Genomic DNA, 20,324 nt, shown 5'->3' on the forward strand with positions numbered 1-20,324 from the left:
CCCGTCCCTCCAGGCGATCCGAGGACCGATGACCACGATGACCGCAGTACGAGCCGGCTCCGGCCGCACGTCCCCCGGGGCGAGGTGATGGCCGGCGGCGATTTCCGGCCCGTCTACCACCCCGCCGGCCTCGACGACGACCTCCGCGCCGCCGTGCAGGACCTGCGCACCGGCCGCTGGCTGTCGATGGCGCGGCTGCTGGAACGTACGGACGGCTGGGGCCTGTGGACCCAGCGCACCCAGGTCCTCGCCGCGGTCGCGGCCGGCTCCGACGTGGTCCAGGCCTGGAGGGCCGAGCAGCCCACCAGCGTCGCCGCGGCCGTGATGCACACCCGGGTCACCGTCGAACGCGCCGTCCGCGCCCACCGCGCGGGCCACCCCCGCACGCACGAGCTGTGGCAAGAGGCCTGGCAGGCCTGCCGGACCACCACCGGTATCAGCCCCGCCGACCCGGTGCCCTGGGTCTGCCTGCTCGCCCTGGCCCTCCTCGACGAACACCGCCAAATGGACGAGCACCGGCAGCGGCCGCCCGGCCCGATGCTGCCCCCCGGGCCCTGGGGCATCCTCGCGCAGGCCGACGAGCGGGACCCGTACAACCGCGAGGCGTACCACCGGATGCTCCAGTTCATGTACGCGGGCCCGGCCGGACCGCGGCCGCACTCCGAGGCCGTCAACTTCGCCCGCTGGGCGGTGGACACGGCGCCGCCGGGGTCCGCCGTCCACCTCCTGCCGCTCTACGTCCACGTCGAGCGCTACCGCCGCGAGGGCGGGCAGGAGCGGGCCCTCGACCTGCACTGGCTCACGGACGACGCCATACGCGACGCCGTCCACGCCCTGGAAGCCTGGTTCCCGTACGCCGACCCGGCGTACGCCTCCCCGCTCGACCTGAACCACCTCGCCCACGCCCTGTGGGGCGCCCACCAGTTCGAGGGGGCGGCCCGGGTCTTCGAGGCGATGGGCGGGTACTGGACCACCCTGCCGTGGGCCCGGCGGACCCGCGACCCGGCCGACCCGGCGCCGGCCGAGGAGGTGTTCCTGCGCGCCAGGTCCCGGAGCCTGGCCGGCCGGGACTGACCCTCCCCCGCCCTCCTCCCGCCCCCGTTCCGCAGCGCCGGCTCCCCCGCCACCGCTGCTCCCGCTCTCCACCCCCGTCCCCCGCTCCACCACTTCGGAGGTACCCCCGTGTCGCGCACCACGCCGGCAGCCCGCCCGGACCACAAGCTCCCACCCCGCCAGGACGAGGAGGAGCGGCTCAGAGAGCTCGGCTACCAGCCCGTCCTGGCCCGCCGGATGGGCGGCTTCGGCAACTTCGCCATCAGCTTCTCGGTCATATCCGTACTGTCCGGCTGCATGACCCTGTACGGCTTCGGCCTGGGCACCGGCGGCCCGGCCGTGATGCTGTGGGGCTGGGCGGGCGTCGGCCTCTTCGTCCTCTGCGTGGGCCTCGCCCTGGCCGAGGTGACCAGCGCCTACCCCACCTCCGGGGCGCTCTACTACATGGCCGACCGGCTCGGCGGTCGCCGCTGGGGCTGGTACACGGGCTGGCTGAACCTGCTCGGCCTCCTCGGCGCCATCGCAGGCATCGACTACGGCGCCGCGCTGTTCACCGGCGCCTTCCTCAACCTCCAGTTCGGCTTCGTGCCCACCCCGGGCTCGACCTTCCTGATCTTCCTGGCGATCCTGCTGCTGCACGCCGTGCTCAACCTCTTCGGCGTCCGTCTCGTCAGCGTGCTCAACTCGATCAGCGTCTGGTGGCACCTGGCCGGCGTCGCCGCGATCGTCGGCGCCCTGGCCCTGGTCCCCGACCACCACCAGCCGGCCTCGTTCGTCTTCACCGAGTTCGTCAACGACACCGGCTGGGCCAACCCGTTCTACGTGGCGGCGATCGGCCTCCTGCTCGCGCAGTACACCTTCTCCGGCTACGACGCCTCCGCGCACCTCTCGGAGGAGACCTCGAACGCCTCCGTCTCCGCGGCCAAGGGAATCGTGCGGGCCATCTGGGTCTCCTGGCTCGCCGGGTTCGCGCTGCTCGCGGGGCTGACCTTCGCCATCCAGGACTACGCGGCCGTCCAGGGCACCGCCACCGGGGTCCCGCCCGCCCAGATCTTCCTCGACGCCCTCGGTTCCGGCGGCGCCTCCGCCCTGCTGCTCGTCGTCATCGTCGCGCAGCTGTTCTGCGGCAACGCCGAGGTCGCCGCCGCGAGCCGGATGGTCTTCGCGTTCAGCCGTGACAACGCGCTCCCCGGCTCCTCCCTGTGGCGCCGGGTCAGCAGCCGCAGCCAGACCCCGGTTCCGGCCGTCTGGCTCTCCGTCGCCGCCGCCGGCGTCCTCGCGCTGCCCTCCCTCTACTCGGCCACCGCGTACGGCGCCGTGACCGCCATCAACGTCATCGGCATCACCCCGGCCTACGCCATCCCCGTGTACCTGCGGCTGCGCGCCGGCAAGCGGTTCCGGCCCGGCCCGTGGAACCTGGGACGCTGGAGCAAGCCGGTCGGCTGGATCGCGGTCGTCTGGGTGGGCCTGGTCACCGTCCTGTTCTGCCTGCCGCAGAAGTCCCCGGTGACGGTCGACTCGATGAACTACGCGGTGATCGCCCTGGTGGTCGTCCTGGCCCTCGCCAGTGTGTGGTGGTACGCCGCCCGGCGCTCGTACGGGACCCCGGCCCCCTACGGCAACGCCCGCGAACAGGCGGACATCGCGGAGGACATCGTCTGACCGGTGTCCTCCGGGGGGCCGTCCGCCGGGCGGCGGCGCGGGGGCCTCAGCGGGTGTCCGCCCGCCCTCCGGAGGAACGGTCCGGCACACCCGCCCCCCGGTGGCGGAGGTTGACGGCCGCCGCCCTGGCCAGTGCCCCGGGGTTCAGGAAGCGCAGCGGCCCGATCAGGCGGGATGCGAACAGGTGCATGTGCCGTGCCATCGCCTCGTCGCGCGCCGCCGCCGCGAACATCAGCCGCTCCCCCGCATTGAACGGGCGGGCCCTGGCGTAGTCGACGGCCAGGGACTGGTGGCCGCGCAGCCGGCGCCGGTGGGTGCGGGCGCAGGGCCCACCCGCACCCCACTCCCCACAGCGGATCGCTGGTCAGGGCGGCGTCGCCGACGAGTGCGACGCCGGGTGCGGTCGGCTCGCGCGTGACGAGCGGGTAGTCGACCGTGCCGATGATCTTGCTGATGCGCTCGGCGGAGTCGACGGGCGGGGCCTCGGGCAGGGCCCGTACGAAGGAGAGGAAGCTGCCCTCCAGGTCTTCACGGAAGGCCGGCAGCCGCTTCTTGCCGGGGAGCACCGCGAGGACGGTCACCCCGTCGTCGTTGGGGAACGCGTACGCCATGTCGGGCTCCAGGAACCAGGCCTGGCCGACCCCGCCGTGCAGCGGCAGGTCGCGGAAGTGCGCGAGGTAGCCGAACCGCCCGTTCTCGTGCTGCCGGGTGGGCACCTCGGCGAACTTCGCCACGGCCGAGTCCTTGCCGTCGGCGCCGACGACGAGCCGGGCCCGGATCTCCCGCTCGCCCCCGGGCGCCTTGACCCGCGCCCCCACGGTCCGCCCGGCCTCCCGGACCAGCCCGGCCGGCTGGTGGCCGAGCAGCAGGTCGACGCCCGGGGTCCGCGCGGCACGGGAGCGGATCAGCGGGTCGAGGGTGCTGCGGCGGACGTTGTACGCGTACGGCAGCGCGGGGCCGGCGGGCGCGGCCCTCGGCTCGATCCACCCCCAGCGGGTGTACCAGCGCGCATGGTTGCGGACGGCCCCGGCCTTTTCGAGCGCGGGCAGGAGGCCGAGTTCGTCCAGCACCGGGTGGGCGTTGGCCGTGATGGAGTGGGTGCACAGCACCTTGTACGCCTCGGGGTCCGAGCGGCGTTCCAGCAGTGCGACGCGGACACCGCGCCGGGCGAGCAGGATCGCCGCGGCGCTGCCGGCGAGGCCGGCTCCGCTGATGACGACGTCGTAGTCGTCTCCCGCGCTCTCAGGCTTGGTCATGCGCTGATCGCCCCCTTGGGGGTGTGGTGCGGTCGTGGGAGTGGCGCGCGCCAATGCTGTCAGGAGCATGGTCAATCCGGCAGGGGTGCCGCCGCCGGTCGCCGGTCATGTGATGGGCTGGGCCGCATGGGTTCCGGGGGAGAGCGGGCAGGCCGTTCCGAGGACGGCGGGGCGGGGGCCGACGGGGCGCGGGTGCCGATGCCGGTGCCGCCCTTCGATCCCGAACTGCGGGCGGCGCTCGGGGCCGTGGGCGCGCGCGTGCGGGAGCCGGTCACGCCGGGGAACCTCGCCGCGTGGCAGGCCCGGGACGTCGGCTCCCGGCCCCGGCCGGCGCTCGAAGCGCTGCGCGACGGCGGGCGGTTCGAGGTGAGGGAGCTGTCCGTGCCGGGGCCCGGGGGCGCTCCGGAGGTCACGCTGGTGAGCGCGCGGCCGGCCGGGGCGGGCGGGAGGCTGCCGCTGCTGTACTACCCGCACGGCGGCGGGATGATCTCGGGCAACGCCCGGTCCGTGCTGCCGCGGATCCTGCGCGAGTGGGCGCTCCCGCTGCGGCTGGCCGTCGTCTCCGTCGAGTACCGCCTGGCGCCCCGGGCGCGCTACCCCGAGCCGCTGGAGGACTGCTACGCCGGGCTCGTGTGGGCCGTCGCGCACGCGGACGAGCTGGGGGTGGACCCGGACCGCGTCGTCATCGGCGGCAAGAGCGCGGGCGGCGGGCTCGCCGCGGCCCTGGCCCTGCTGGCGCGCGACCGGGGCGGCCCGAGGGCGATGGGGCAGCTGCTGCTGAGCCCGATGCTGGACGACCGCGGCGCCACCTTCTCCGGCCGGCAGATGAGCGGGGCCGGGGTATGGGACCCGGTCTCCAACGCGACCGCCTGGCAGGCGCTGCTGGGCGAGCGGTACGGCACCGAGGACCTGCCGCCGTACGCGGCTCCCGCGCGCGCCACGGACCTCTCGGGGCTCCCGGCGGCCTATGTCGAGGTCGGTTCGGCGGAGGTCTTCCGAGACGAGGGCGTGGCGTACGCGAACGCGCTCTGGCAGGCGGGCGGAGAGGCGGAACTGCACGTGTGGCCCGGCGCCTGCCACGGCTTCGACGGCCTGGCCCCGCACGCCGCCCTCACCCTCGACGCCCGCGAGGCCCGCACCCGCTGGCTGCGCCGCCTGCTCGCACGGCCCGCCACCCCCGGCCGCCCACCGCCCGACACCGGGCGGGGCGGGCGGATCCGATAGGTCGTCTCTTTCGGATCTTGCCGGTTAAGCCCGCGCTGTCCGGTGCCGTGCATCGCAAGGCGGAGCGGCTCCCGATTACTGGACGTCCTCGGGTGCCGCAACGACGCGGCGAGGTGCCGTGCCAGGCGTCGCGAGTCTGGGGGCACCTCCCAGCGGTAGCTGGGGGAGCAAGATCCGGAAGAGACGGCCTAGGCGCGGACCATGCGGGCGACGGCCCGGGAAGCTTCCTCGACCTTCTCGCGCGCCTTGTCGCCGCCCTCGGCGACGGCGTCGGCGACGCAGGTGTGCAGGTGGTCCTCCAGCATGGTGAGGGCGAAGGACTGCAGCGCCTTGGTGGCGGCGCCGACCTGGGTGAGCACGTCGATGCAGTACGTCCCCTCCTCCACCATGCGCTGGAGGCCGCGCACCTGGCCCTCGATGCGGCGCAGCCGCTTGAGGACGTCGTCCTTGTGCGCGCTGTAGGCGGGGGCGGTGGCGGTGCCACCGGCGTGTGCGGGATGTGCGGTGTAAGCGGGCACGGCGATCGATCCCTTCCCGTTCGTTCGTCCCTCTCGTCGCGGACCTTTGCAGACCCCCGGGGGGTATGCGGTGTGCCTCTCAGTGGGAGTGGCCGCCCGGCTCCTCCGGCGCCGCCGGGGGCGCGGCCGGGGCTGCCGCCGGGGCCGTGCCACCGCCCGCGTTGACGGTGAAGGCCGCCGTGCGCACCTTGCCCTGGTGCTGGAAGTCCAGGAAGAGCCGGTACGTGCCCGTGCTGGGGGCGGTGGCTGTGAAGGAGACGTCCGGGCCGGGGCCGCCCTCGTTGGGGTGGACGTGCAGGTAGGCGAGGTCGCCGTCGCGCAGGGCGACCAGGTGGCCGTAAGCGCCCAGGTAGGGCTCGAGGTCGGTGACGGGCTTGCCGTCCTTGCTGACAGTAAGCCTGAGTTCGCCCGGCTTGCCGGGGTCGAGGGTTCCGCCCAGGGCCACCCGGTAGCCGTCCACGTCCGCCGTGTTCACGGCCGGCGGCATCGGCTCGGGCGCGTGCGCCCCGGGGACGAGGAGGTCCGCGCCGAGGGTGACGTTCTTCGCGCCGGGCGCGGCGGGCGCGAAGTCGGCGAACGCCTTGTACGCGCCGGCCGCGGGCAGGTCCACCGGTACCGACCAGGTCCCGTCCGCGGCGCGCACGGGGTGCAGGTGGCGGTAGACCGTGAGGTCGCGCGAGGCCACGATGAAGTGCAGCTCCTTGCCGTGCTCGGTCTTGTACGAGGTCACCTTGCGGCCCTCCGCGTCCTTGACCGAGAACCGCAGCTCGCCCTGGCCCGCCGCGACCCGCGGGGTGTCCAGGCTGAGCGTGTACCCGCCCTCGGAGACCTGGAGCCCGCCGGCCGCGGGAGCCGCTGCCGCCGTCCCGTCGTGGGCCCCGTGCGCGGTGGATCCTTCCCCACCCGCGGGGGTCCGCGCCGCGTGACCGCCGTGTCCGGGCTTGGCCGGCGCGCCCACGGGGCCCACGCCCGCGCCGACGCCGTAGGCGGTGCCGAAGGTCGCCGCCAGCGCGGCGGCGAAAACGGTGATCTTCACTCCGGTGTTCATGGCTGATCTCCCCTACGACGTACGTACCACTGCCGCATCCAGCGGTTTCATAGACTTCACGATACCCCCCAGGGGTATCAAGTCAAGCCGGGGCAGCACTTGCGATGCATACCTCCGGGGGGTATATCTGGAGTCAGGCGGGTACCCCCGGCGGGTACCGGCACGACTGAGGTCCGATCAAGGAGAAACACATGTCTTCCTGCTGCACCCCCGAAGGCAGCTGCGGTACGAACGCCGGCGGTACCACCGCCGTGGCCGTGGCCGAGGCCACCGCCACCGTCTACCGCGTGTCCGGCATGTCCTGCGGACACTGCCGGACCGCCATCACCGCGTCCGTCGGCGCGCTCGACGGCGTCCTCTCCGTCGACGTGGACGTCGACGGCGGCGTGGTGACCGTGACCACCACCGGCGAGCCCGACGACGCCGCGATCACCGCGGCGGTGGACGACGCCGGCTACGAGCTGACCGGCCGCGCCTGACACCCGGCCCGTCCCACACGCCCGGCCGCCGGGGCCCGTCCGTCCACGGGCCCCGGCTCCCACCCCGCGCTCGAACGAGGAGCAGCACTCATGACCACCATCACTCCCGGCGCCGCCCAGGTCGAGCTCGCCATCGGCGGCATGACCTGCGCCTCGTGCGCGGCACGCATCGAGAAGAAGCTCAACCGCATGGACGGCGTCGAGGCCACCGTCAACTACGCCACCGAGAAGGCCAAGGTCACCTTCGACGCCGACATCTCCGTCGCGGACCTGATCGCCACCGTCGAGGCCACCGGCTACACCGCGCAGGAGCCCGCGCCGCCGAGCACGGGCGGCGCGCCGGGCGCCGGGACGGAACCGGAGGAGCACGACGGGCTCGCTCCGCTGCGCCAGCGGCTCGTCACCGCCGTCTCCCTCGCCGTGCCGGTGATCGCGATGGCCATGGTCCCGGCCCTCCAGATCGACTACTGGCAGTGGCTCTCGCTGACCCTGACCGCGCCCGTCGTCACGTACGCGGCCTGGCCCTTCCACCGCGCCGCCTGGACGAACGCCAAGCACGGCGCGGCCACCATGGACACCCTGATCTCGGTCGGCACGATCGCCGCGTTCCTGTGGTCACTGTGGGCGCTGTTCTTCGGCACCGCGGGCACCCCCGGCATGACCCACGCCTTCGAGTTCACCATCGCCCGCACCGACGGCGCGGGGAACATCTACCTGGAGGCGGCCGCCGGCGTCACCGCCTTCATCCTGGCCGGCCGGTACTTCGAGGCCAAGTCCAAGCGCAAGGCCGGCGCGGCCCTCAAGGCGCTGCTCGAACTGGGCGCCAAGGAGGTCACCGTGCTGCGCGGCGGCCGCGAGGTCACCGTGCCGACCGCCGAACTCCAGCCCGGGGACCGCTTCCTGGTCCGCCCCGGCGAGAAGATCGCCACCGACGGCACCGTCGTCGAGGGCTCCTCCGCCGTCGACGCCTCCATGCTCACCGGCGAGTCCGTGCCCGTCGAGGTCTCCGTCGGCGACTCCGTCACCGGCGCCACCCTCAACGCGGGCGGCCGCCTCGTCGTCGAGGCCACCCGGGTCGGTTCCGACACCCAGCTCGCCCGGATGGCCCGGCTGGTGGAGGACGCCCAGAACGGCAAGGCCGCCGCCCAGCGGCTCGCCGACAAGATCTCCGCGGTGTTCGTCCCCGTCGTCATCGGACTGGCCCTGGCCACCCTCGGGTTCTGGCTCGGCACCGGATCGGGCCTCGCGTCCGCCTTCACCGCGGCGGTCGCCGTCCTCATCATCGCCTGCCCCTGCGCCCTGGGCCTGGCCACTCCCACCGCCCTCATGGTCGGCACCGGCCGCGGCGCCCAGCTCGGGATCCTGATCAAGGGCCCGGAGGTCCTGGAGAGCACCCGCAAGGTCGACACCATCGTCCTGGACAAGACCGGCACCGTCACCACCGGCCGGATGACCCTGCTCCACGTGCACACCGCCGAGGGCACCGACGAGGCCGAGGTGCTGCGCCTCGCCGGAGCGCTGGAGCACGCCTCCGAGCACCCCATCGCGCAGGCGGTCGCCGCCGGCGCCACCGCGAGGGTCGGTGCCCTCCCCGCCCCCGAGGACTTCGCCAACATCCCCGGCCTCGGCGTGCAGGGCGTCGTCGACGGCCACGCCGTGCTCGTCGGCCGCGGCAAGCTGCTCGCCGAGTGGGCGATGGAGCTGCCCCCGCACCTGGAGCGCGCCAAGTCCGAGGCGGAGGCCGCCGGCCGTACCGCGATCGCGGTGGCCTGGGACGGTGAGGCCCGCGCGGTCCTGGAGGTCGCGGACGCGGTCAAGGACACCAGCGCCGAGGCCATCCGCCGGCTGCGCGCCCTCGGCCTCACCCCGATCCTGCTGACCGGCGACAACAAGGCCGTCGCCGAGTCCGTCGCCGCCGAGGTCGGCATCGACGAGGTCATCGCCGAGGTCATGCCGCAGGACAAGGTCGACGTCGTCAAGCGGCTGCAGTCCGAGGGCCGCAGCGTCGCGATGGTCGGCGACGGCGTCAACGACGCGGCCGCCCTCGCCCAGGCCGACCTGGGCCTGGCCATGGGCACCGGCACCGACGCGGCCATCGAGGCCGGCGACCTGACCCTCGTACGCGGTGACCTGCGGGCCGCGGCGGACGCCATCCGGCTCGCCCGCAAGACGCTCGGCACCATCCGCTCGAACCTGTTCTGGGCCTTCGCCTACAACGTGGCCGCCCTGCCGCTCGCCGCGGCCGGACTGCTCAACCCGATGATCGCCGGTGCGGCCATGGCCTTCTCCTCGGTCTTCGTCGTCGGCAACAGCCTGCGCCTGCGCGGCTTCCGGGCCTCCGCCGGCTGAGCGGCCCCCGCGCCCGCCGCCCCTCCACCCGTACGGTCCGGGTGGAGGGGCGGCGGTCGTTGCGGCGCGCGTCGCGGCGCCCGTGTACCGGGCCGGGGTATGACCGGGCCGGGGTGACGGGCCGTACGATGAGCCGCTCGCGAGGGGGAGGGCCGAGAGGGATGCGCGTACGCCGGCTGGGAGAGCTGGAGGCCGAGATCATGGACCGGGTGTGGCAGTGGGAACGCCCCGCCTCGGTCCGCGAGATCGTCGACGACATAAACCGGCGGCGCAAGGTCGCCTACACCACGGTGATGACCGTGGCGGACATCCTGTACCGCAAAGGCTGGCTGACCCGCGAGAAATCGGGCCGCGCCTGGATGTACGAGGCGGTCCGCAGCCGCGAGGAGTACACCGCGGCGCTGATGCAGGACGCGCTCGGCGACAGCCAGGACCGCAGGGCAGCGCTGCTGCGGTTCGTGGAGCGCATGTCCCACGAGGACGTGGAGGCCCTGGACGAGGCCCTGCGCGCCGCCCGCCCCGACCGTCCGGCAGAGGGGAGCGGCCGGTGAACCACCACGTCCTGCCGCCCCTCGGACTCGCCCTGATCACCGGCCTGGTGATCCCGTGGCTGCTGGTGCGCGCCCGCTGGGCGCAGCAGGTGCCCCGGATGGGGCTGGCCGCCTGGATCGTGTGCGGTGCCGTCTTCGCCCTGGCCACGGCCATGCTGCCGGCGCAGCTGCTGCTCCCGGCGGAGTCCAGCCACCGGCTCATCGACGCGGTCATGACCCTGACCCCGCCCTCCGGCGCCCGGCTGGCGGCGGCCTCCGGGCGGGAGGCCCTCGCCGCGGCGGCGGCGCTGGCGGTGCTGACGGTCCCGGTCACCGGTTTCGTACGGGAACTCGCGCGGGCGCGCCGGGCCCGCGGCCGGCACGCCGAACTGCTGCGCCTCGTGGGCCGGTACGACGCCGGGCTGGGGGTGACCGTACTGGAGGACGCGCGCCCGGCGGTGTACTGCCTGCCGGGGCGCTCGCGGCGGGTGGTGGTGTCCTCGGGGGCCCTGGAGGTCCTGACGGAACAGGAGCTGGCCGCCGCGCTGGCCCATGAGCGGGCCCACATCGGCGGCCGCCACCACCTGCTGGTCGCGGCGGCGGGCGCGTACTGCGCGGTCTTCCGCCGGCTGCCGCTGGCCCGGATCGGCGGGCGGGCCGTGCCGCTGCTGCTGGAGATGGCGGCCGACGACCGGGCGCTGCGCGGGTGTTCCAGCGACGCGCTGGCCACGGCGCTGTACGCGCTGGCCTCGGGTCGGGCGCCCCGCAGGGCGTTCGCGGCGGGCGGACCCTCGGCGGCGGTGCGGATGCGGCGCATCCTGGGGCCGCGCCGGGCGGGGCGCCCGGTGCTGCGGGGGGTGCTGGCGGTGGCCGCGGCGGTGTCGACCGTCGTTCCGCTGATGGTCGCGTGCTGTTGGACCTCCTGATAGCGGATCGTCTCCTTCCCTTCGCTCCCGCTGCCGCCTTCCCGCCCCACTCCGCCAACCCGGCTATTTACTAAGCCAATTCGTAGATTTACCGCCGCGCCCGGCCACTCGAATTGCCCGCTATTCTGAGCCCGTGCGGGCGCAGGACCGGTACGGCGAGAGGTGCGGGAAGAATGCTGCTGGCTGAGGTGCGGACGGCAGCGCCCGGCGACGCGACGGCGATTTCACGGCTCCTCGCCGAAGCGATTCGCGACGGCTACGGCGAGGTCCTCGGGGAAATCCGGGTGGGCCGCCTGGTGTCGGATCATTGCGCTCTCCCCCGCATAAGAGCGGAAATTGAAATTCCAGGCGGAGCGCCCGCCTGGCTCGGCTGGCTGGTCGCGTCCGACACCGACGGAAGAGTGCTGGGGGCGGTCTCCGGCGGTGTGCCGGTCGCCGCCGAGGGGGAGATCTACGCCCTGTGCGTGACCCCGGACCGGCAGCGGCAGGGCGTCGGGACGGCGCTGCTGGAGGCCGCCACCGGCCGGATGCGGGCGCACGGGGCGACGAACCAGCGGATCACCCTGCCCGTCGAACGGGCCCCGGCCCAGCCCTTCTTCGCCCACCACGGCTTCGCCGCGCTCACACCGGTCAGGCTCGGCCGCGCGCTCTGACGGCCGCCCGCCCTCCGGCGGGGTGTGGCAGATCCACGCCATCGCGTGTTCACGCAGCCTCCCGCTCTGGCCCCGGCCCGCCTCCGCGGGACAGGATTCATTCAGCGGCGCGGTCCCGGCGGCACGGGAGCCCCGCACCGGACGGCTGGACCGAGCGACCCCCTGGAGGAGCGATGCACACCCCGAGCGGCATTTCCCTGTCCGTCCCGCCGGTCGCGTCCTCCCCGTTCGCACCGCTCCCGCCGTCCGCGCGCACGGCGGCCGGCGCTCCGGCGGCGCACGGCGCGCCCGCCGTGCTGCGGCCCGCCGGATACCTGCCCGGCCTGGAGTCGGCCGCGCCCGCCGACGAGGACGCGCTCTGGCTGCACGACGCTCTGCTGGGCCCGCACAGCGCGGACATCGTCCGCTACCTGAGCCTCGCGCGGAGCTGCGCGGGCGGCCCGGTCCTGGACCTGGGCTGCGGTGCGGGGCGGCTCGCGGTGCCCTTCGCCCGCCAGGGTTTCCGGGTGGAGGCCGTGGACCGGGACGCCGCCAGTCTGGAGCGGCTGCGCGCCTGGGGCCGGCGGATCGGGCCGCAGGTGTCGGGATCGCTGGTCACCACCCGGGCGGATCTGGCGGAGCTGCGGCTGCGGGGCACGTACCGGCTGGCCCTGATGGCGGGGACGATGATCTCGGCCGTGCCGCCCCACGCCCGTCCGGGGCTGCTGCGCGAGATCGCCACGCATCTGGAGCCGGGCGGTGCGCTCGCCCTGGACTACACGGCCCACGGGCTGCGCGGGCTGTCGCAGGACCCCCGGCGCACCTGGGCGTTCCAGGTCCCCCGGTTCGACGGGGTCGAGGAGTGGACGGTCGCCCGCCAGGTGTTCGACCTGGACGCGATGAGCGAGCACATCTCCTACCACTGCGTCCGCACGGGCCGGCTGAGCACCGAGCGGCTGGTCCTGACCACCCGGAAGTGGATCGTCGATCCGGAGCGCCTGGCCGCCGAACTGCACGGGGCGGGCTTGCGCGTGGAGCGCCGGAGCGCCCACCGCCTCGACGAGCGGACGGAGAGCGTCCTGCTGGTCTGCCGCGCCGACGCCTGACGCGGGGCGGGCGGCGGTCCGGGCCGTCAGCGCCCGGCGGCCCCCGTCCCCCGTTCCGCGAGGCCGGGCAAGAGGTACGATGGCCCCAAAGGTTTGATTGGACCAGATCGCGGAGACGGGCGGGATGATGGCTGTCGTGGAGGGGCCGACGAGCCGCGAGGCGGTGATCCAGCGCCTCCGCGACGTGGGGCTGCGCGTCACGGGGCCGCGGCTCGAGGTGCTGCAAGTGCTGTCGACGGGCGGCCACATGGACGTCGAGTCCATCACGGCCGCCGCTCGTGAGCGGCTCGGGACCCTGACCAGCCAGGCCGTCTACGAGATGCTGCGGCACTTCCTGGAGACCGGACTGGCGTCGAAGTTCGACCGTCCGGGCCTGCCCGCCGTCTTCGAGATCTCCGGCCCGCCCCACCAGCACGCGCTGTGCGTGCGCTGCGGCCGGGTGGAGAACGTCGGGGCCGAGGTGCCCGAGCCGGCCGGTGAGGCGATCGGCGCGTGGCGGATGGCCGGCGCCGACGTCACCTTCAAGGGGCTGTGCCCCGACTGCCTGGACGCTCCGCAGGACTGACCTCCCGCGCCCCCGCCCGCCCGCGCCCGCGGGGAAGCGGGCGCCCGCCGGCCCGGCGCCACCCCGCCGGAGCCCTGGCCCGGCCGCCCTGAAGCACCGTCACGCACCCCGGAGATGCCATGTGACGCCCGTCACATCCCCTTCTGGGGAACGGGAGCCCCGCCATAGGTATGTGCCAAAGTGTGACTGTCGATTCGTAAGATGAGGGGGTCGCTTCGCGATGGCAACGGGCGACGGCAGGGACGGCATCCAGTCCGCCGACAGGGTGCTGGCCTTCTATCAGGAGCTGCGCCTGCGCGGGGTGTCCGACCCGAACGAGGTCTTCCAGGAGCTCGGGCTGGCGCCCGAGGAGTACGAGAAGTGGCGCGCCGAGCTGACCTCCCTCGGCCTCATCGTGCCGACCGGTACCACCCACGCCACCCGGGCCGACCTCCAGTCCGGCGCCTGGGAGCCGGGTCCGGACGCGGTCACCGTGGTCGACCCCGAGATCGCCTTGCTGCGCATGCTCCAGCGCGAACGCGAGCGGCTGCGCGAGCACCTGGACGAGTCCGACCGGGCGTACAGCGCGCTCGAGACGCTGGTCGGGAGGTTCCTGCGGCCCGGTTCGCTGAACGGTTCCGACGTGGAGGTCGAGATCCTCGACGACTACGGCCGGATCCAGCAGGTGCTGGAGGACATCACGGACGTCATCCGGCACGACCTGACGTCCATGCACGTGACGGCCCTGGTCCGGGAGGTCGCCGACCGGGTGCTGAGCCGTGACCGCCGCCAGATCGACAATGGGGTGCGGATCCGCGCCATCTACCACCAGCGCATCACCACCTCGCCGGAGGCGGTGGAGATGCTCCGCCGCCGGGTCGAGGCCGGGGTGGAGATCCGCCTGTCCCCCGCGGTCCCGATGAACATGATCATCGCGGACCAGCAGTTCGCCGTGCTGCCCGTACACCCCGACGACCGGGCGGCCGGCGCGATCCTCGCCCGCGGCCCCGCCCTCGTCCGCTCCTATCTCGCGCTGTACGAGCACTGCTGGCACGCGGCCACCCCGTACGGCGACGACGTCGCGCCGGAACTGGGCGGCGACGGACTTTCCGAGCAGCAGCGGGCCGCACTGAAAATGCTCGCCTCGGGCATGAAGGACGAGAAGGTCGCCCGCAATCTCGGGGTATCCCTGCGGACGGTGAGCCGCATGCTGTCCGAGCTGATGCAGGAAATGGGGGCGTCGAGCCGTTTCGAGGCCGGCGTACGTGCCCAGCGACTCGGCTGGCTGGACTGATTTCATAAGCCACCGATCCGGTTCCACCGTTTCTCGACGGCTTTTCCGATCCACCGGGACGGTGCGCGGAAATACTGCCGAAATACTCCGCTCCCGCGCAATGCGCCGCCGGGACGCGAAAAAGCCCCATGACCGCCGAAGGCGGTCATGGGGCTTCACGGGCGCTGACGGGGCGGGCCGTTCAGTCCCAGCCGTTGTCGTCGGAGTGGAACGACGGACGGCCGGAACCGGCCGCGGTACAGGACGGGCTGGCGGGGGCGGCCTGACGGGCGTTCCCGCGGATTCCGGCGGTGTGCGCAGCGGACATGTTTTCCTCCAGGGAGTGGGAATAGCGATTCCGTCTCCGCGGATCCGTGCCGCCGGTATTCCGTCGAAGACATCTCCATTCTCGTATGAATTGCACGGCCGGACCACGGGCCTGTAGCGCGTTTAGGGCGGATCTGGAGTTCATGCAGATGTGACACCTGCACATCTTTGGTCAGCTCAAAAGAGCTGTTAGGGTGGCCGTCCGGCCTTCTCGACCCTCCAGGGGAGAGGCGTCGGCGAGGCAGGAGCGTGCCGCCGCTCCTGCCTCACTCATCTCCGGGCCCCACCGCTCCTCGCGCAGGACGTCCCGGTAGACCTCCAGGGTCCGCGCGGCCGCCGCCCCCCAGCTCATGCTCCGGGCGTGACGCACCGCCGCGCGCCCCATGCCGGCCGCCTCCGCGGGGTGTTCCGCGAACCAGCGCAGCCCCCGGGCGTACTCCACGGGATCGTTGCCGCGTACGAGCCGCCCCGTCACCCGGTCCCGGACGGCGGTCGGCAGTCCCCCGACGGCCGAGGCCAGCACGGGGGTCCCGCACGCCTGCGCCTCCAGCGCGACCAGGCCGAAGGACTCGCTGCGCGAGGGCACCATCAGGACGTCCGCCGCCCGGTACCACTGCGCCAACTCCGCCTGCGGCACCGGCGGGAAGTGCCGCAGTACGTCCGACACCCCCAGCTCGCGCGCCAGTTCCCAGGCCTCGCCGCGCGGCCCGGCCCCCGAGTTCCCGCCCACCACCGGGACGACGGTCCGCCGGCGCAGCCCGGGGGCCTCCCGCAGCAGTTCGGCGATCGCGCGGACCATCACGTCGGGGCCCTTGAGGGGCTGGATGCGGCCCGCGTACAGGGGGATGAAGGCGTCGGCCGGCAGCCCGAGACGGCTCCGCGCCGCGGCCCGCCCCCGGCCGGGCCCGAAGGTGCGCAGGTCGACGCCCGGCCGGACGATCTCCGTGCGCCGCTCCTCGGCCCCGTACAGCTCCCGCAATGCCCGCGCCTCGTCACCGGTGTTGGCGATGAGGCGGTCGGCGGAGCCGACGACCTGGTGCTCGCCGCGGATCCGCAGCTCCGGTTCGGGGGTGTCACCGTCGGCGAGGGTCTCGTTCTTCACCCGGGCCAGCGTGTGCGCGGTGTGCACCAGCGGGATCCGCCAGCCGGCGGCGGCGATCCGGCCGGCCTGGCCGGAGAGCCAGTAGTGCGAGTGGACCAGGTCGTAGCGCCGCCGCTCCTTGAGCAGTGCCAGCGAGAACGGCACGACCAGGGCGGGCATGTCCTCCTTGGCGAGGGCCGCGCGCGGCCCGGCCTCCAGGTGGCGCACCCGCACGCCGGGGCCGAGCGCGTCCGGGGAGGGACGGGCCTCGCCCCGGCAGCGGGTGAACAGGTCGACCTCGATGCCCTGTTCGGCGAGCGCGCGGGAGAGCTGGACCATGTAGACGTTCATGCCGCCCGCGTCCCCGGTGCCGGGTTGGTGCAGCGGCGAGGTGTGGACGCTGAGCATGGCGACGCGCAGGGACACGTGGAGCTCCTACGGGGAGGGCCGCGTCCGCCCCGCGCCGCGGGGCGACCGGCGCGCGGTCACGCGGCGGAGAAGGGATTCTGTCGTCTTGCTGTCGTGCGGGTGGTGCTGCTGGTGCGCGTCGTGCGGGTGGCACGTGGGGTGCGGGCCGTACGGGTGTTCCGCGCGCGGCCTAGGTCGTCTCTTTCGGGTCTTGCCGGTCAAGCCCGCGGCGTCTGGTGCGGTGCCTCGCAGGGCGGAGGCACAGCGCGCGTACTGGACGTACTCGGCTGCGCCGACAACGCGGCGAGGTGCCGTGCCAGGCGTCGCGGGTCTCGGGGTACCTCCCAGCGGTAGCTGGGGGAGCAAGATCCGGAAGAGACGGCCTAGAAGCCGAACACCGGGCCCGAGGGCGGGGCCAGCCGGGTCCCCGGCGCGGGCGGGACGAGGGCCGCGGCCGAGACGGGGCCGCCGGGCGCCGTCTTGAGGGCGGCGGCCAGCCGGTCCGCACCCTCCGGCATCACCGGCCGCGCCCACGCGCCGAGCGCGCGGGCCACCGCCAACTGCGCGGCTAGTACCGGCAGGTGGCGGCCACCGGAGGCGGGGCGGTGCGTCTCGTGCGCGTTGACGTGGCCGAAGTCGGCCACCGAGCGCACCATCTCGTCGAGCAGGGCGACCGCCCTGCGTGGGTCGAACGCCTCGGGCGAGTAGGCCTCGCGCAGGTCCTCCACCCCCCGCAGCAGCCGCCGCTCCAGTACCTCCCAGCCGGTGCCGCCGGGCAGCGCCGCCGGCGCCAGCCCGGCGCACTCCTCGCGGACGGCGGCGAAGAGCCGGGCGAGCCAGTTGTTCCAGCTCTCGTCCAGCTCCCGGCGGGCCGCGGCGAGCCGGTCGGCGTGGAAGGCCGTGCGGCGGCCCAGCGGGCGGGCCTGGAGGACGTGCCGGCGCAGGGTGTCCGAGCCGTATTCGGTGATCAGGTCCAGTGCCCAGGCCTTCTGGCCAGAGCCCCAGACGAGGGCCTCGTCCTCGATGACGTACGCCTCGTTGACGCAGAAGTGCTGCGGCAGCTTCATCCCCTGGGCGAACAGCAGGACCGGCAGCAGCACCGCGTGGCAGAAGGCGTGGCCGAAGCCGCAGAAGTGGACGGCTCGTTCGGGCAGCGGCCGCTCTCCGTGGCCGAAGAGGTGCATGGCCGCCGCCTCGAAGCAGCCGTCGATGCGGTGCTCGGGGAAGCCGTCGACGGGGACGGGCAGCCCCCACTCCGCGGGGTGGGACACGGCGATGTCCGGCAGCCCGTCCTCGACGAGCGACTCGCACAGCGCGGCCAGCCTCGGCGGCATGCCGGTGCCGGCCCAGTACTCGGCGAGCGCCTCCCGGTGCGGCTCCAGCGGGATGTACAGGCGTCGGCAGCGCCGGGGCAGGGCGGGCGAGGCGCACTGGGCGCAGCGCGGCTCCAGCAGGTCGCCGCCGTCGTTGGGGCGGGCGCACTCGTGGCACATCCCGCCGTCGCTGACCGCCGCGCAGTGCGGGCAGGTGCCGGTGACGTGCGCGCCGTGGAGCCAGCGTCCACAAGGCTCGCAGTACGGGGCCAGGCGGGTGCGGGCCGCGATGACCCCGTCCGCGTACAGCTGCCGGAAGAGGGCCGTCAGCCAGCTCCCGTAGCCCTTGTCCTGACGGGGGCGCACGATGTGGTCGAACTCGACGCCCGAGCGCAGCCAGTCCGACGTGATCGCGGCGCGGTATCCCTCGGCGACCTCCTCCGGCTTGCGTCCCGCGCGGAGCGCGCGGACGTGGACGGAGCTGGCGTGGTCGGCGGTGCCCGTGGTGAACCGGACGGGTTCGCCCTCGGCCCTCAGGTAGCGGGCGAGCACGTCGGCGGCGACGTACGGTCCCGCGAGGTGGCCGACGTGCAGTTCGCCGTGGGTGGCCGGCGGGGTCGCGGTGATCCAGACGGGGGTGCTCATGGGACCTCCTTGACGCTGTGGTGCGAAGGACGCAGCGAGGCTCGGAACGGAAGAAAGCGGGGTGCCCAGCCAAGACTGACAGAGAAACGAACCGCACGGTCTGGTATTGGCTTGCGCGTTCGCGCCGTTGCGTGGACACGCCAGCGGGGCCGCCTCCGGCCCGGCGGACCGCCCTCCGGGCGGGGCCGCCCACCAGGGCGTCCGTACCCCGTACCACCCCGGTCCACGGTCCGTACGGGCGAGCCGCCGCCCGTGCGTGGCGTAGAGGCGACATGTCGCGAGTACGCCAAAGGAGCCGCCTTGCGGCCCACGCCCGTGCCCAACAGGCTGATCACATGGAACACTTCGCGACCGATCGCCCAGACCGCAGCGCCCCCGAATCCCTGCTGGTCGTGGCCGCGCACCCGGACGACATCGAGTTCTGCGTCAGCGGCACGGTCATGCGGTGGATCGCGCAGGGCACCTCACGTGTGACGTATTGCATCGTCACCGACGGCGGCGCGGGCGGATACGACGAGCAGCTCCCGCGCCAGGCCATGGGAGACCTGCGCCGCGCCGAACAGGTGCACTCGGCCAAGCGCAGCGGCGTGGACGACGTCCGCTTCCTCGGCTATCCCGACAGCTACGTCGAGGCGAGCGTGGAGCTGCGCCGCGACCTGTGCCGGGTGATCCGGCAGGTGCGCCCGCAGCGCGCGGTGATACCGAGCCCGGAGATCAACTGGGGCCGGGTGGCCGATCTGCACCCCGACCACCGGGCGGTGGGCGAGGCCGCACTGCGGGCCGTCTACCCCGAGGCCCGCAATCCGTTCGCCCACCCCTCGCTCCTGAAGGAGGAGGGCCTGGAGCCGTGGATCGTGCCGGAGCTGTGGCTGATGACGGGGCCGACGCCCAATCAGTACGTCGACGTCACCCCCGTCTTCGACCGCAAGGTGGAGGCCCTGCGCATCCACACCTCGCAGACCGCGCACTTCGACGATCTGGCGGGGCTGCTGCGGGAGTGGCTGGGTGAGCACGCCCGGGCGGCGGGACTTCCCGCGGGCCGGATGGCGGAGGCCTTCCAGGTCGTCACCATCGAGTGACGGCGCGGGCTCAGGACTCCGGCCGGGTCCCGTTCGCCGTGTGGGGCGGACGGGGCCCGGCCGGTGTGCTGTCCGGGGTCAGCGGTAGATGAGCAGTTCCGCCTCGGCCGCGCCCTCCAGTTCGTAGCGGGTCGCGACCAGCGGGCGGCCGGAGTAGAGACGGATCAGCGTCGGCGCGTCCCCGCGGAAGCGGGCGGCGGGGCGGCCGGGCATCTCGTTGCCCAGGACCAGGGGCCCTTCGTGACCGCCGAGGTGGGCGACCAGCCGGGGCGTCTCCCGCTTGCGGCTGGCGGTGCGCAGCAGGGGCAGTGCCAGCGGGAGGCTGTCGCCGGCGTACGCGCCGGGCTCCCCGAACGCCGCGCGGACGTCGCCCGCGTGGATCCACTCCCCCAGGGCCACCGCGTCGAGGGTGCCGTCGCCCGCGGCGATGACCGGCCCGGCCTCGGTGAGGCCGCGTTCCAGCTCGTCCACGATCCGTGCCAGAGGCCAGTCCCCGCGCTCGGCCACGTCCGCGGCGTTGGCGGCGGGCAGGAAGACCCCCTCCTCCAGGCGGCCCTCCACGATGCGGATCAGGGCGGCGGCGCAGTGGGCGAGGACGTCCCGGGCGGTCCAGCCCGGGCAGGCGGTGCGGAGCCCGTACGCGTCCTCGGGCGTACGGCGCAACAGGGGGACCAGCGCGTCCCGTTCGGTGCGCAGCAGCCGGTCGGGTAGCCAGGGGTCGCGGACCTCGGCGCCCGTATCGGGAGTCTCCAGGGTGTGCACGGTGTCCATGGCCGTCAGTAGCGGTAGTGGTCGGGCTTGTACGGGCCCTCGACCTTGACGCCGATGTACGCGGCCTGCTCCGGGCGCAGGGTGGTGAGCTTGACGCCCA

General features: G+C 74.0%; 20 protein-coding genes. 12 read left to right on the top strand and 8 right to left on the bottom strand.

Annotated features, from left to right (window positions below):
• The first annotated feature begins 87 nt into the window (after positions 1-87).
• The gene (locus ACFY7H_RS31360) at positions 88-1,074 is read left to right on the top strand and encodes a hypothetical protein (RefSeq protein WP_388945154.1); all 987 of its coding nucleotides are present in this window, start codon (positions 88-90) and stop codon (positions 1,072-1,074) included.
• A 216-nt stretch (positions 1,075-1,290) separates the two neighbouring features.
• A complete protein-coding gene (locus ACFY7H_RS31365) occupies positions 1,291-2,715 on the top strand; it encodes an amino acid permease (RefSeq protein ID WP_388945213.1) in 1,425 nt (474 codons plus the stop codon).
• Here ACFY7H_RS31365 and ACFY7H_RS31370 read toward each other — a convergent pair.
• On the bottom strand, positions 2,667-3,971 hold the full coding sequence (locus ACFY7H_RS31370) for an NAD(P)/FAD-dependent oxidoreductase (protein WP_388945156.1): 1,305 nt from the start codon (positions 3,969-3,971) through the stop codon (positions 2,667-2,669). The two genes, ACFY7H_RS31365 and ACFY7H_RS31370, sit on opposite strands and share 49 nt — an antisense overlap.
• A gap of 198 nt (positions 3,972-4,169) precedes the next feature.
• Here ACFY7H_RS31370 and ACFY7H_RS31375 point away from each other — a divergent pair, with 198 nt between their 5' ends.
• Positions 4,170-5,195 (top strand): alpha/beta hydrolase, encoded by a 1,026-nt coding sequence (locus ACFY7H_RS31375; protein WP_388945216.1) that lies wholly within the window; start codon positions 4,170-4,172, stop codon positions 5,193-5,195.
• Between the two features lie 188 nt (positions 5,196-5,383).
• Here ACFY7H_RS31375 and ACFY7H_RS31380 read toward each other — a convergent pair whose 3' ends face one another.
• Together ACFY7H_RS31380 and ACFY7H_RS31385 are read right to left on the bottom strand one after the other, a co-directional pair.
• Positions 5,384-5,713 (bottom strand): metal-sensitive transcriptional regulator, encoded by a 330-nt coding sequence (locus tag ACFY7H_RS31380; protein ID WP_388945159.1) that lies wholly within the window; start codon positions 5,711-5,713, stop codon positions 5,384-5,386.
• A gap of 79 nt (positions 5,714-5,792) precedes the next feature.
• Positions 5,793-6,761 (bottom strand): hypothetical protein, encoded by a 969-nt coding sequence (locus ACFY7H_RS31385; protein WP_388945162.1) that lies wholly within the window; start codon positions 6,759-6,761, stop codon positions 5,793-5,795.
• A 191-nt stretch (positions 6,762-6,952) separates the two neighbouring features.
• Between ACFY7H_RS31385 and ACFY7H_RS31390 the strand changes: the two genes are divergently transcribed.
• The 8 genes from ACFY7H_RS31390 (at position 6,953) to ACFY7H_RS31425 (ending at position 14,621) form a co-directional block, all read left to right on the top strand.
• The gene (locus tag ACFY7H_RS31390; RefSeq protein ID WP_388945164.1) at positions 6,953-7,240 is read left to right on the top strand and encodes a cation transporter; all 288 of its coding nucleotides are present in this window, start codon (positions 6,953-6,955) and stop codon (positions 7,238-7,240) included.
• A gap of 90 nt (positions 7,241-7,330) precedes the next feature.
• Positions 7,331-9,589 carry a heavy metal translocating P-type ATPase gene (locus ACFY7H_RS31395; protein ID WP_388945166.1) on the top strand — a complete coding sequence of 753 codons (2,259 nt, stop codon included), beginning with the start codon at positions 7,331-7,333 and terminating at the stop codon, positions 9,587-9,589.
• Positions 9,590-9,750: 161 nt separating this feature from the next.
• Entirely contained in the window at positions 9,751-10,140 is a 390-nt protein-coding gene (locus ACFY7H_RS31400; protein ID WP_388945168.1) for a BlaI/MecI/CopY family transcriptional regulator, read from the top strand.
• Positions 10,137-11,045, top strand: a complete 909-nt coding sequence (locus ACFY7H_RS31405) for a M56 family metallopeptidase (protein WP_388945171.1) — start codon at positions 10,137-10,139, stop codon at positions 11,043-11,045. Before ACFY7H_RS31400 ends, ACFY7H_RS31405 begins: the two co-directional genes overlap by 4 nt.
• 173 nt (positions 11,046-11,218) lie before the next feature.
• Entirely contained in the window at positions 11,219-11,698 is a 480-nt protein-coding gene (locus ACFY7H_RS31410; protein WP_388945174.1) for a GNAT family N-acetyltransferase, read from the top strand.
• A gap of 173 nt (positions 11,699-11,871) precedes the next feature.
• Positions 11,872-12,783 carry a class I SAM-dependent methyltransferase gene (locus tag ACFY7H_RS31415; RefSeq protein ID WP_388945177.1) on the top strand — a complete coding sequence of 304 codons (912 nt, stop codon included), beginning with the start codon at positions 11,872-11,874 and terminating at the stop codon, positions 12,781-12,783.
• 97 nt (positions 12,784-12,880) lie between these two features.
• The gene (locus tag ACFY7H_RS31420; RefSeq protein ID WP_388945179.1) at positions 12,881-13,348 is read left to right on the top strand and encodes a Fur family transcriptional regulator; all 468 of its coding nucleotides are present in this window, start codon (positions 12,881-12,883) and stop codon (positions 13,346-13,348) included.
• A gap of 220 nt (positions 13,349-13,568) precedes the next feature.
• A complete protein-coding gene (locus tag ACFY7H_RS31425) occupies positions 13,569-14,621 on the top strand; it encodes a LuxR C-terminal-related transcriptional regulator (RefSeq protein WP_388945182.1) in 1,053 nt (350 codons plus the stop codon).
• 181 nt (positions 14,622-14,802) lie between these two features.
• On the opposite strand, the gene ACFY7H_RS31430 is transcribed toward ACFY7H_RS31425, so the two are convergent.
• The 3 genes from ACFY7H_RS31430 to ACFY7H_RS31440 all read right to left on the bottom strand — a co-directional run bounded on the left by ACFY7H_RS31430 (position 14,803) and on the right by ACFY7H_RS31440 (position 18,374).
• On the bottom strand, positions 14,803-14,928 hold the full coding sequence (locus ACFY7H_RS31430; RefSeq protein ID WP_388945185.1) for a hypothetical protein: 126 nt from the start codon (positions 14,926-14,928) through the stop codon (positions 14,803-14,805).
• Positions 14,929-15,099: 171 nt separating this feature from the next.
• Positions 15,100-16,416 (bottom strand): D-inositol-3-phosphate glycosyltransferase, encoded by a 1,317-nt coding sequence (gene mshA / locus ACFY7H_RS31435; protein ID WP_388945218.1) that lies wholly within the window; start codon positions 16,414-16,416, stop codon positions 15,100-15,102.
• Between the two features lie 383 nt (positions 16,417-16,799).
• Positions 16,800-18,374 carry a class I tRNA ligase family protein gene (locus tag ACFY7H_RS31440; RefSeq protein WP_388945189.1) on the bottom strand — a complete coding sequence of 525 codons (1,575 nt, stop codon included), beginning with the start codon at positions 18,372-18,374 and terminating at the stop codon, positions 16,800-16,802.
• A gap of 335 nt (positions 18,375-18,709) precedes the next feature.
• Between ACFY7H_RS31440 and ACFY7H_RS31445 the strand changes: the two genes are divergently transcribed.
• On the top strand, positions 18,710-19,453 hold the full coding sequence (locus tag ACFY7H_RS31445) for a PIG-L deacetylase family protein (RefSeq protein ID WP_388945192.1): 744 nt from the start codon (positions 18,710-18,712) through the stop codon (positions 19,451-19,453).
• Positions 19,454-19,531: 78 nt separating this feature from the next.
• Here the strand turns inward: ACFY7H_RS31445 and ACFY7H_RS31450 are convergent, their stop codons facing one another.
• Both ACFY7H_RS31450 and ACFY7H_RS31455 read right to left on the bottom strand, forming a co-directional pair.
• Positions 19,532-20,224, bottom strand: coding sequence for a maleylpyruvate isomerase family mycothiol-dependent enzyme (locus tag ACFY7H_RS31450; RefSeq protein WP_388945195.1), 693 nt, complete (start codon positions 20,222-20,224; stop codon positions 19,532-19,534).
• A 5-nt stretch (positions 20,225-20,229) separates the two neighbouring features.
• Positions 20,230-20,324, bottom strand: a 95-nt coding sequence (locus ACFY7H_RS31455; protein WP_351857368.1) for an adenosylhomocysteinase, incomplete at its 5' end; no start/stop codon positions are given.

Source organism: Streptomyces sp. NPDC012794, assembly GCF_042901085.1.
Taxonomy (GTDB): domain Bacteria; phylum Actinomycetota; class Actinomycetes; order Streptomycetales; family Streptomycetaceae; genus Streptomyces.

Excerpts from the sequence above, each read along its gene's own strand:
- ACFY7H_RS31445 (WP_388945192.1), top strand. The coding sequence starts at position 18,710 with ATGGAACACTTCGCGACCGATCGCCCAGACCGCAGCGCCCCCGAATCC.
- ACFY7H_RS31365 (WP_388945213.1), top strand. The coding sequence starts at position 1,291 with ATGGGCGGCTTCGGCAACTTCGCCATCAGCTTCTCGGTCATATCCGTA.
- ACFY7H_RS31450 (WP_388945195.1), bottom strand. The coding sequence starts at position 20,224 with ATGGACACCGTGCACACCCTGGAGACTCCCGATACGGGCGCCGAGGTC.
- ACFY7H_RS31430 (WP_388945185.1), bottom strand. The coding sequence starts at position 14,928 with ATGTCCGCTGCGCACACCGCCGGAATCCGCGGGAACGCCCGTCAGGCC.
- ACFY7H_RS31425 (WP_388945182.1), top strand. The coding sequence starts at position 13,569 with ATGGCAACGGGCGACGGCAGGGACGGCATCCAGTCCGCCGACAGGGTG.
- ACFY7H_RS31360 (WP_388945154.1), top strand. The coding sequence starts at position 88 with ATGGCCGGCGGCGATTTCCGGCCCGTCTACCACCCCGCCGGCCTCGAC.
- ACFY7H_RS31410 (WP_388945174.1), top strand. The coding sequence starts at position 11,219 with ATGCTGCTGGCTGAGGTGCGGACGGCAGCGCCCGGCGACGCGACGGCG.
- ACFY7H_RS31400 (WP_388945168.1), top strand. The coding sequence starts at position 9,751 with ATGCGCGTACGCCGGCTGGGAGAGCTGGAGGCCGAGATCATGGACCGG.
- ACFY7H_RS31370 (WP_388945156.1), bottom strand. The coding sequence starts at position 3,971 with ATGACCAAGCCTGAGAGCGCGGGAGACGACTACGACGTCGTCATCAGC.
- ACFY7H_RS31415 (WP_388945177.1), top strand. The coding sequence starts at position 11,872 with ATGCACACCCCGAGCGGCATTTCCCTGTCCGTCCCGCCGGTCGCGTCC.
- ACFY7H_RS31385 (WP_388945162.1), bottom strand. The coding sequence starts at position 6,761 with ATGAACACCGGAGTGAAGATCACCGTTTTCGCCGCCGCGCTGGCGGCG.
- ACFY7H_RS31440 (WP_388945189.1), bottom strand. The coding sequence starts at position 18,374 with ATGAGCACCCCCGTCTGGATCACCGCGACCCCGCCGGCCACCCACGGC.
- ACFY7H_RS31395 (WP_388945166.1), top strand. The coding sequence starts at position 7,331 with ATGACCACCATCACTCCCGGCGCCGCCCAGGTCGAGCTCGCCATCGGC.
- ACFY7H_RS31375 (WP_388945216.1), top strand. The coding sequence starts at position 4,170 with ATGCCGGTGCCGCCCTTCGATCCCGAACTGCGGGCGGCGCTCGGGGCC.
- ACFY7H_RS31390 (WP_388945164.1), top strand. The coding sequence starts at position 6,953 with ATGTCTTCCTGCTGCACCCCCGAAGGCAGCTGCGGTACGAACGCCGGC.
- mshA (WP_388945218.1), bottom strand. The coding sequence starts at position 16,416 with ATGCTCAGCGTCCACACCTCGCCGCTGCACCAACCCGGCACCGGGGAC.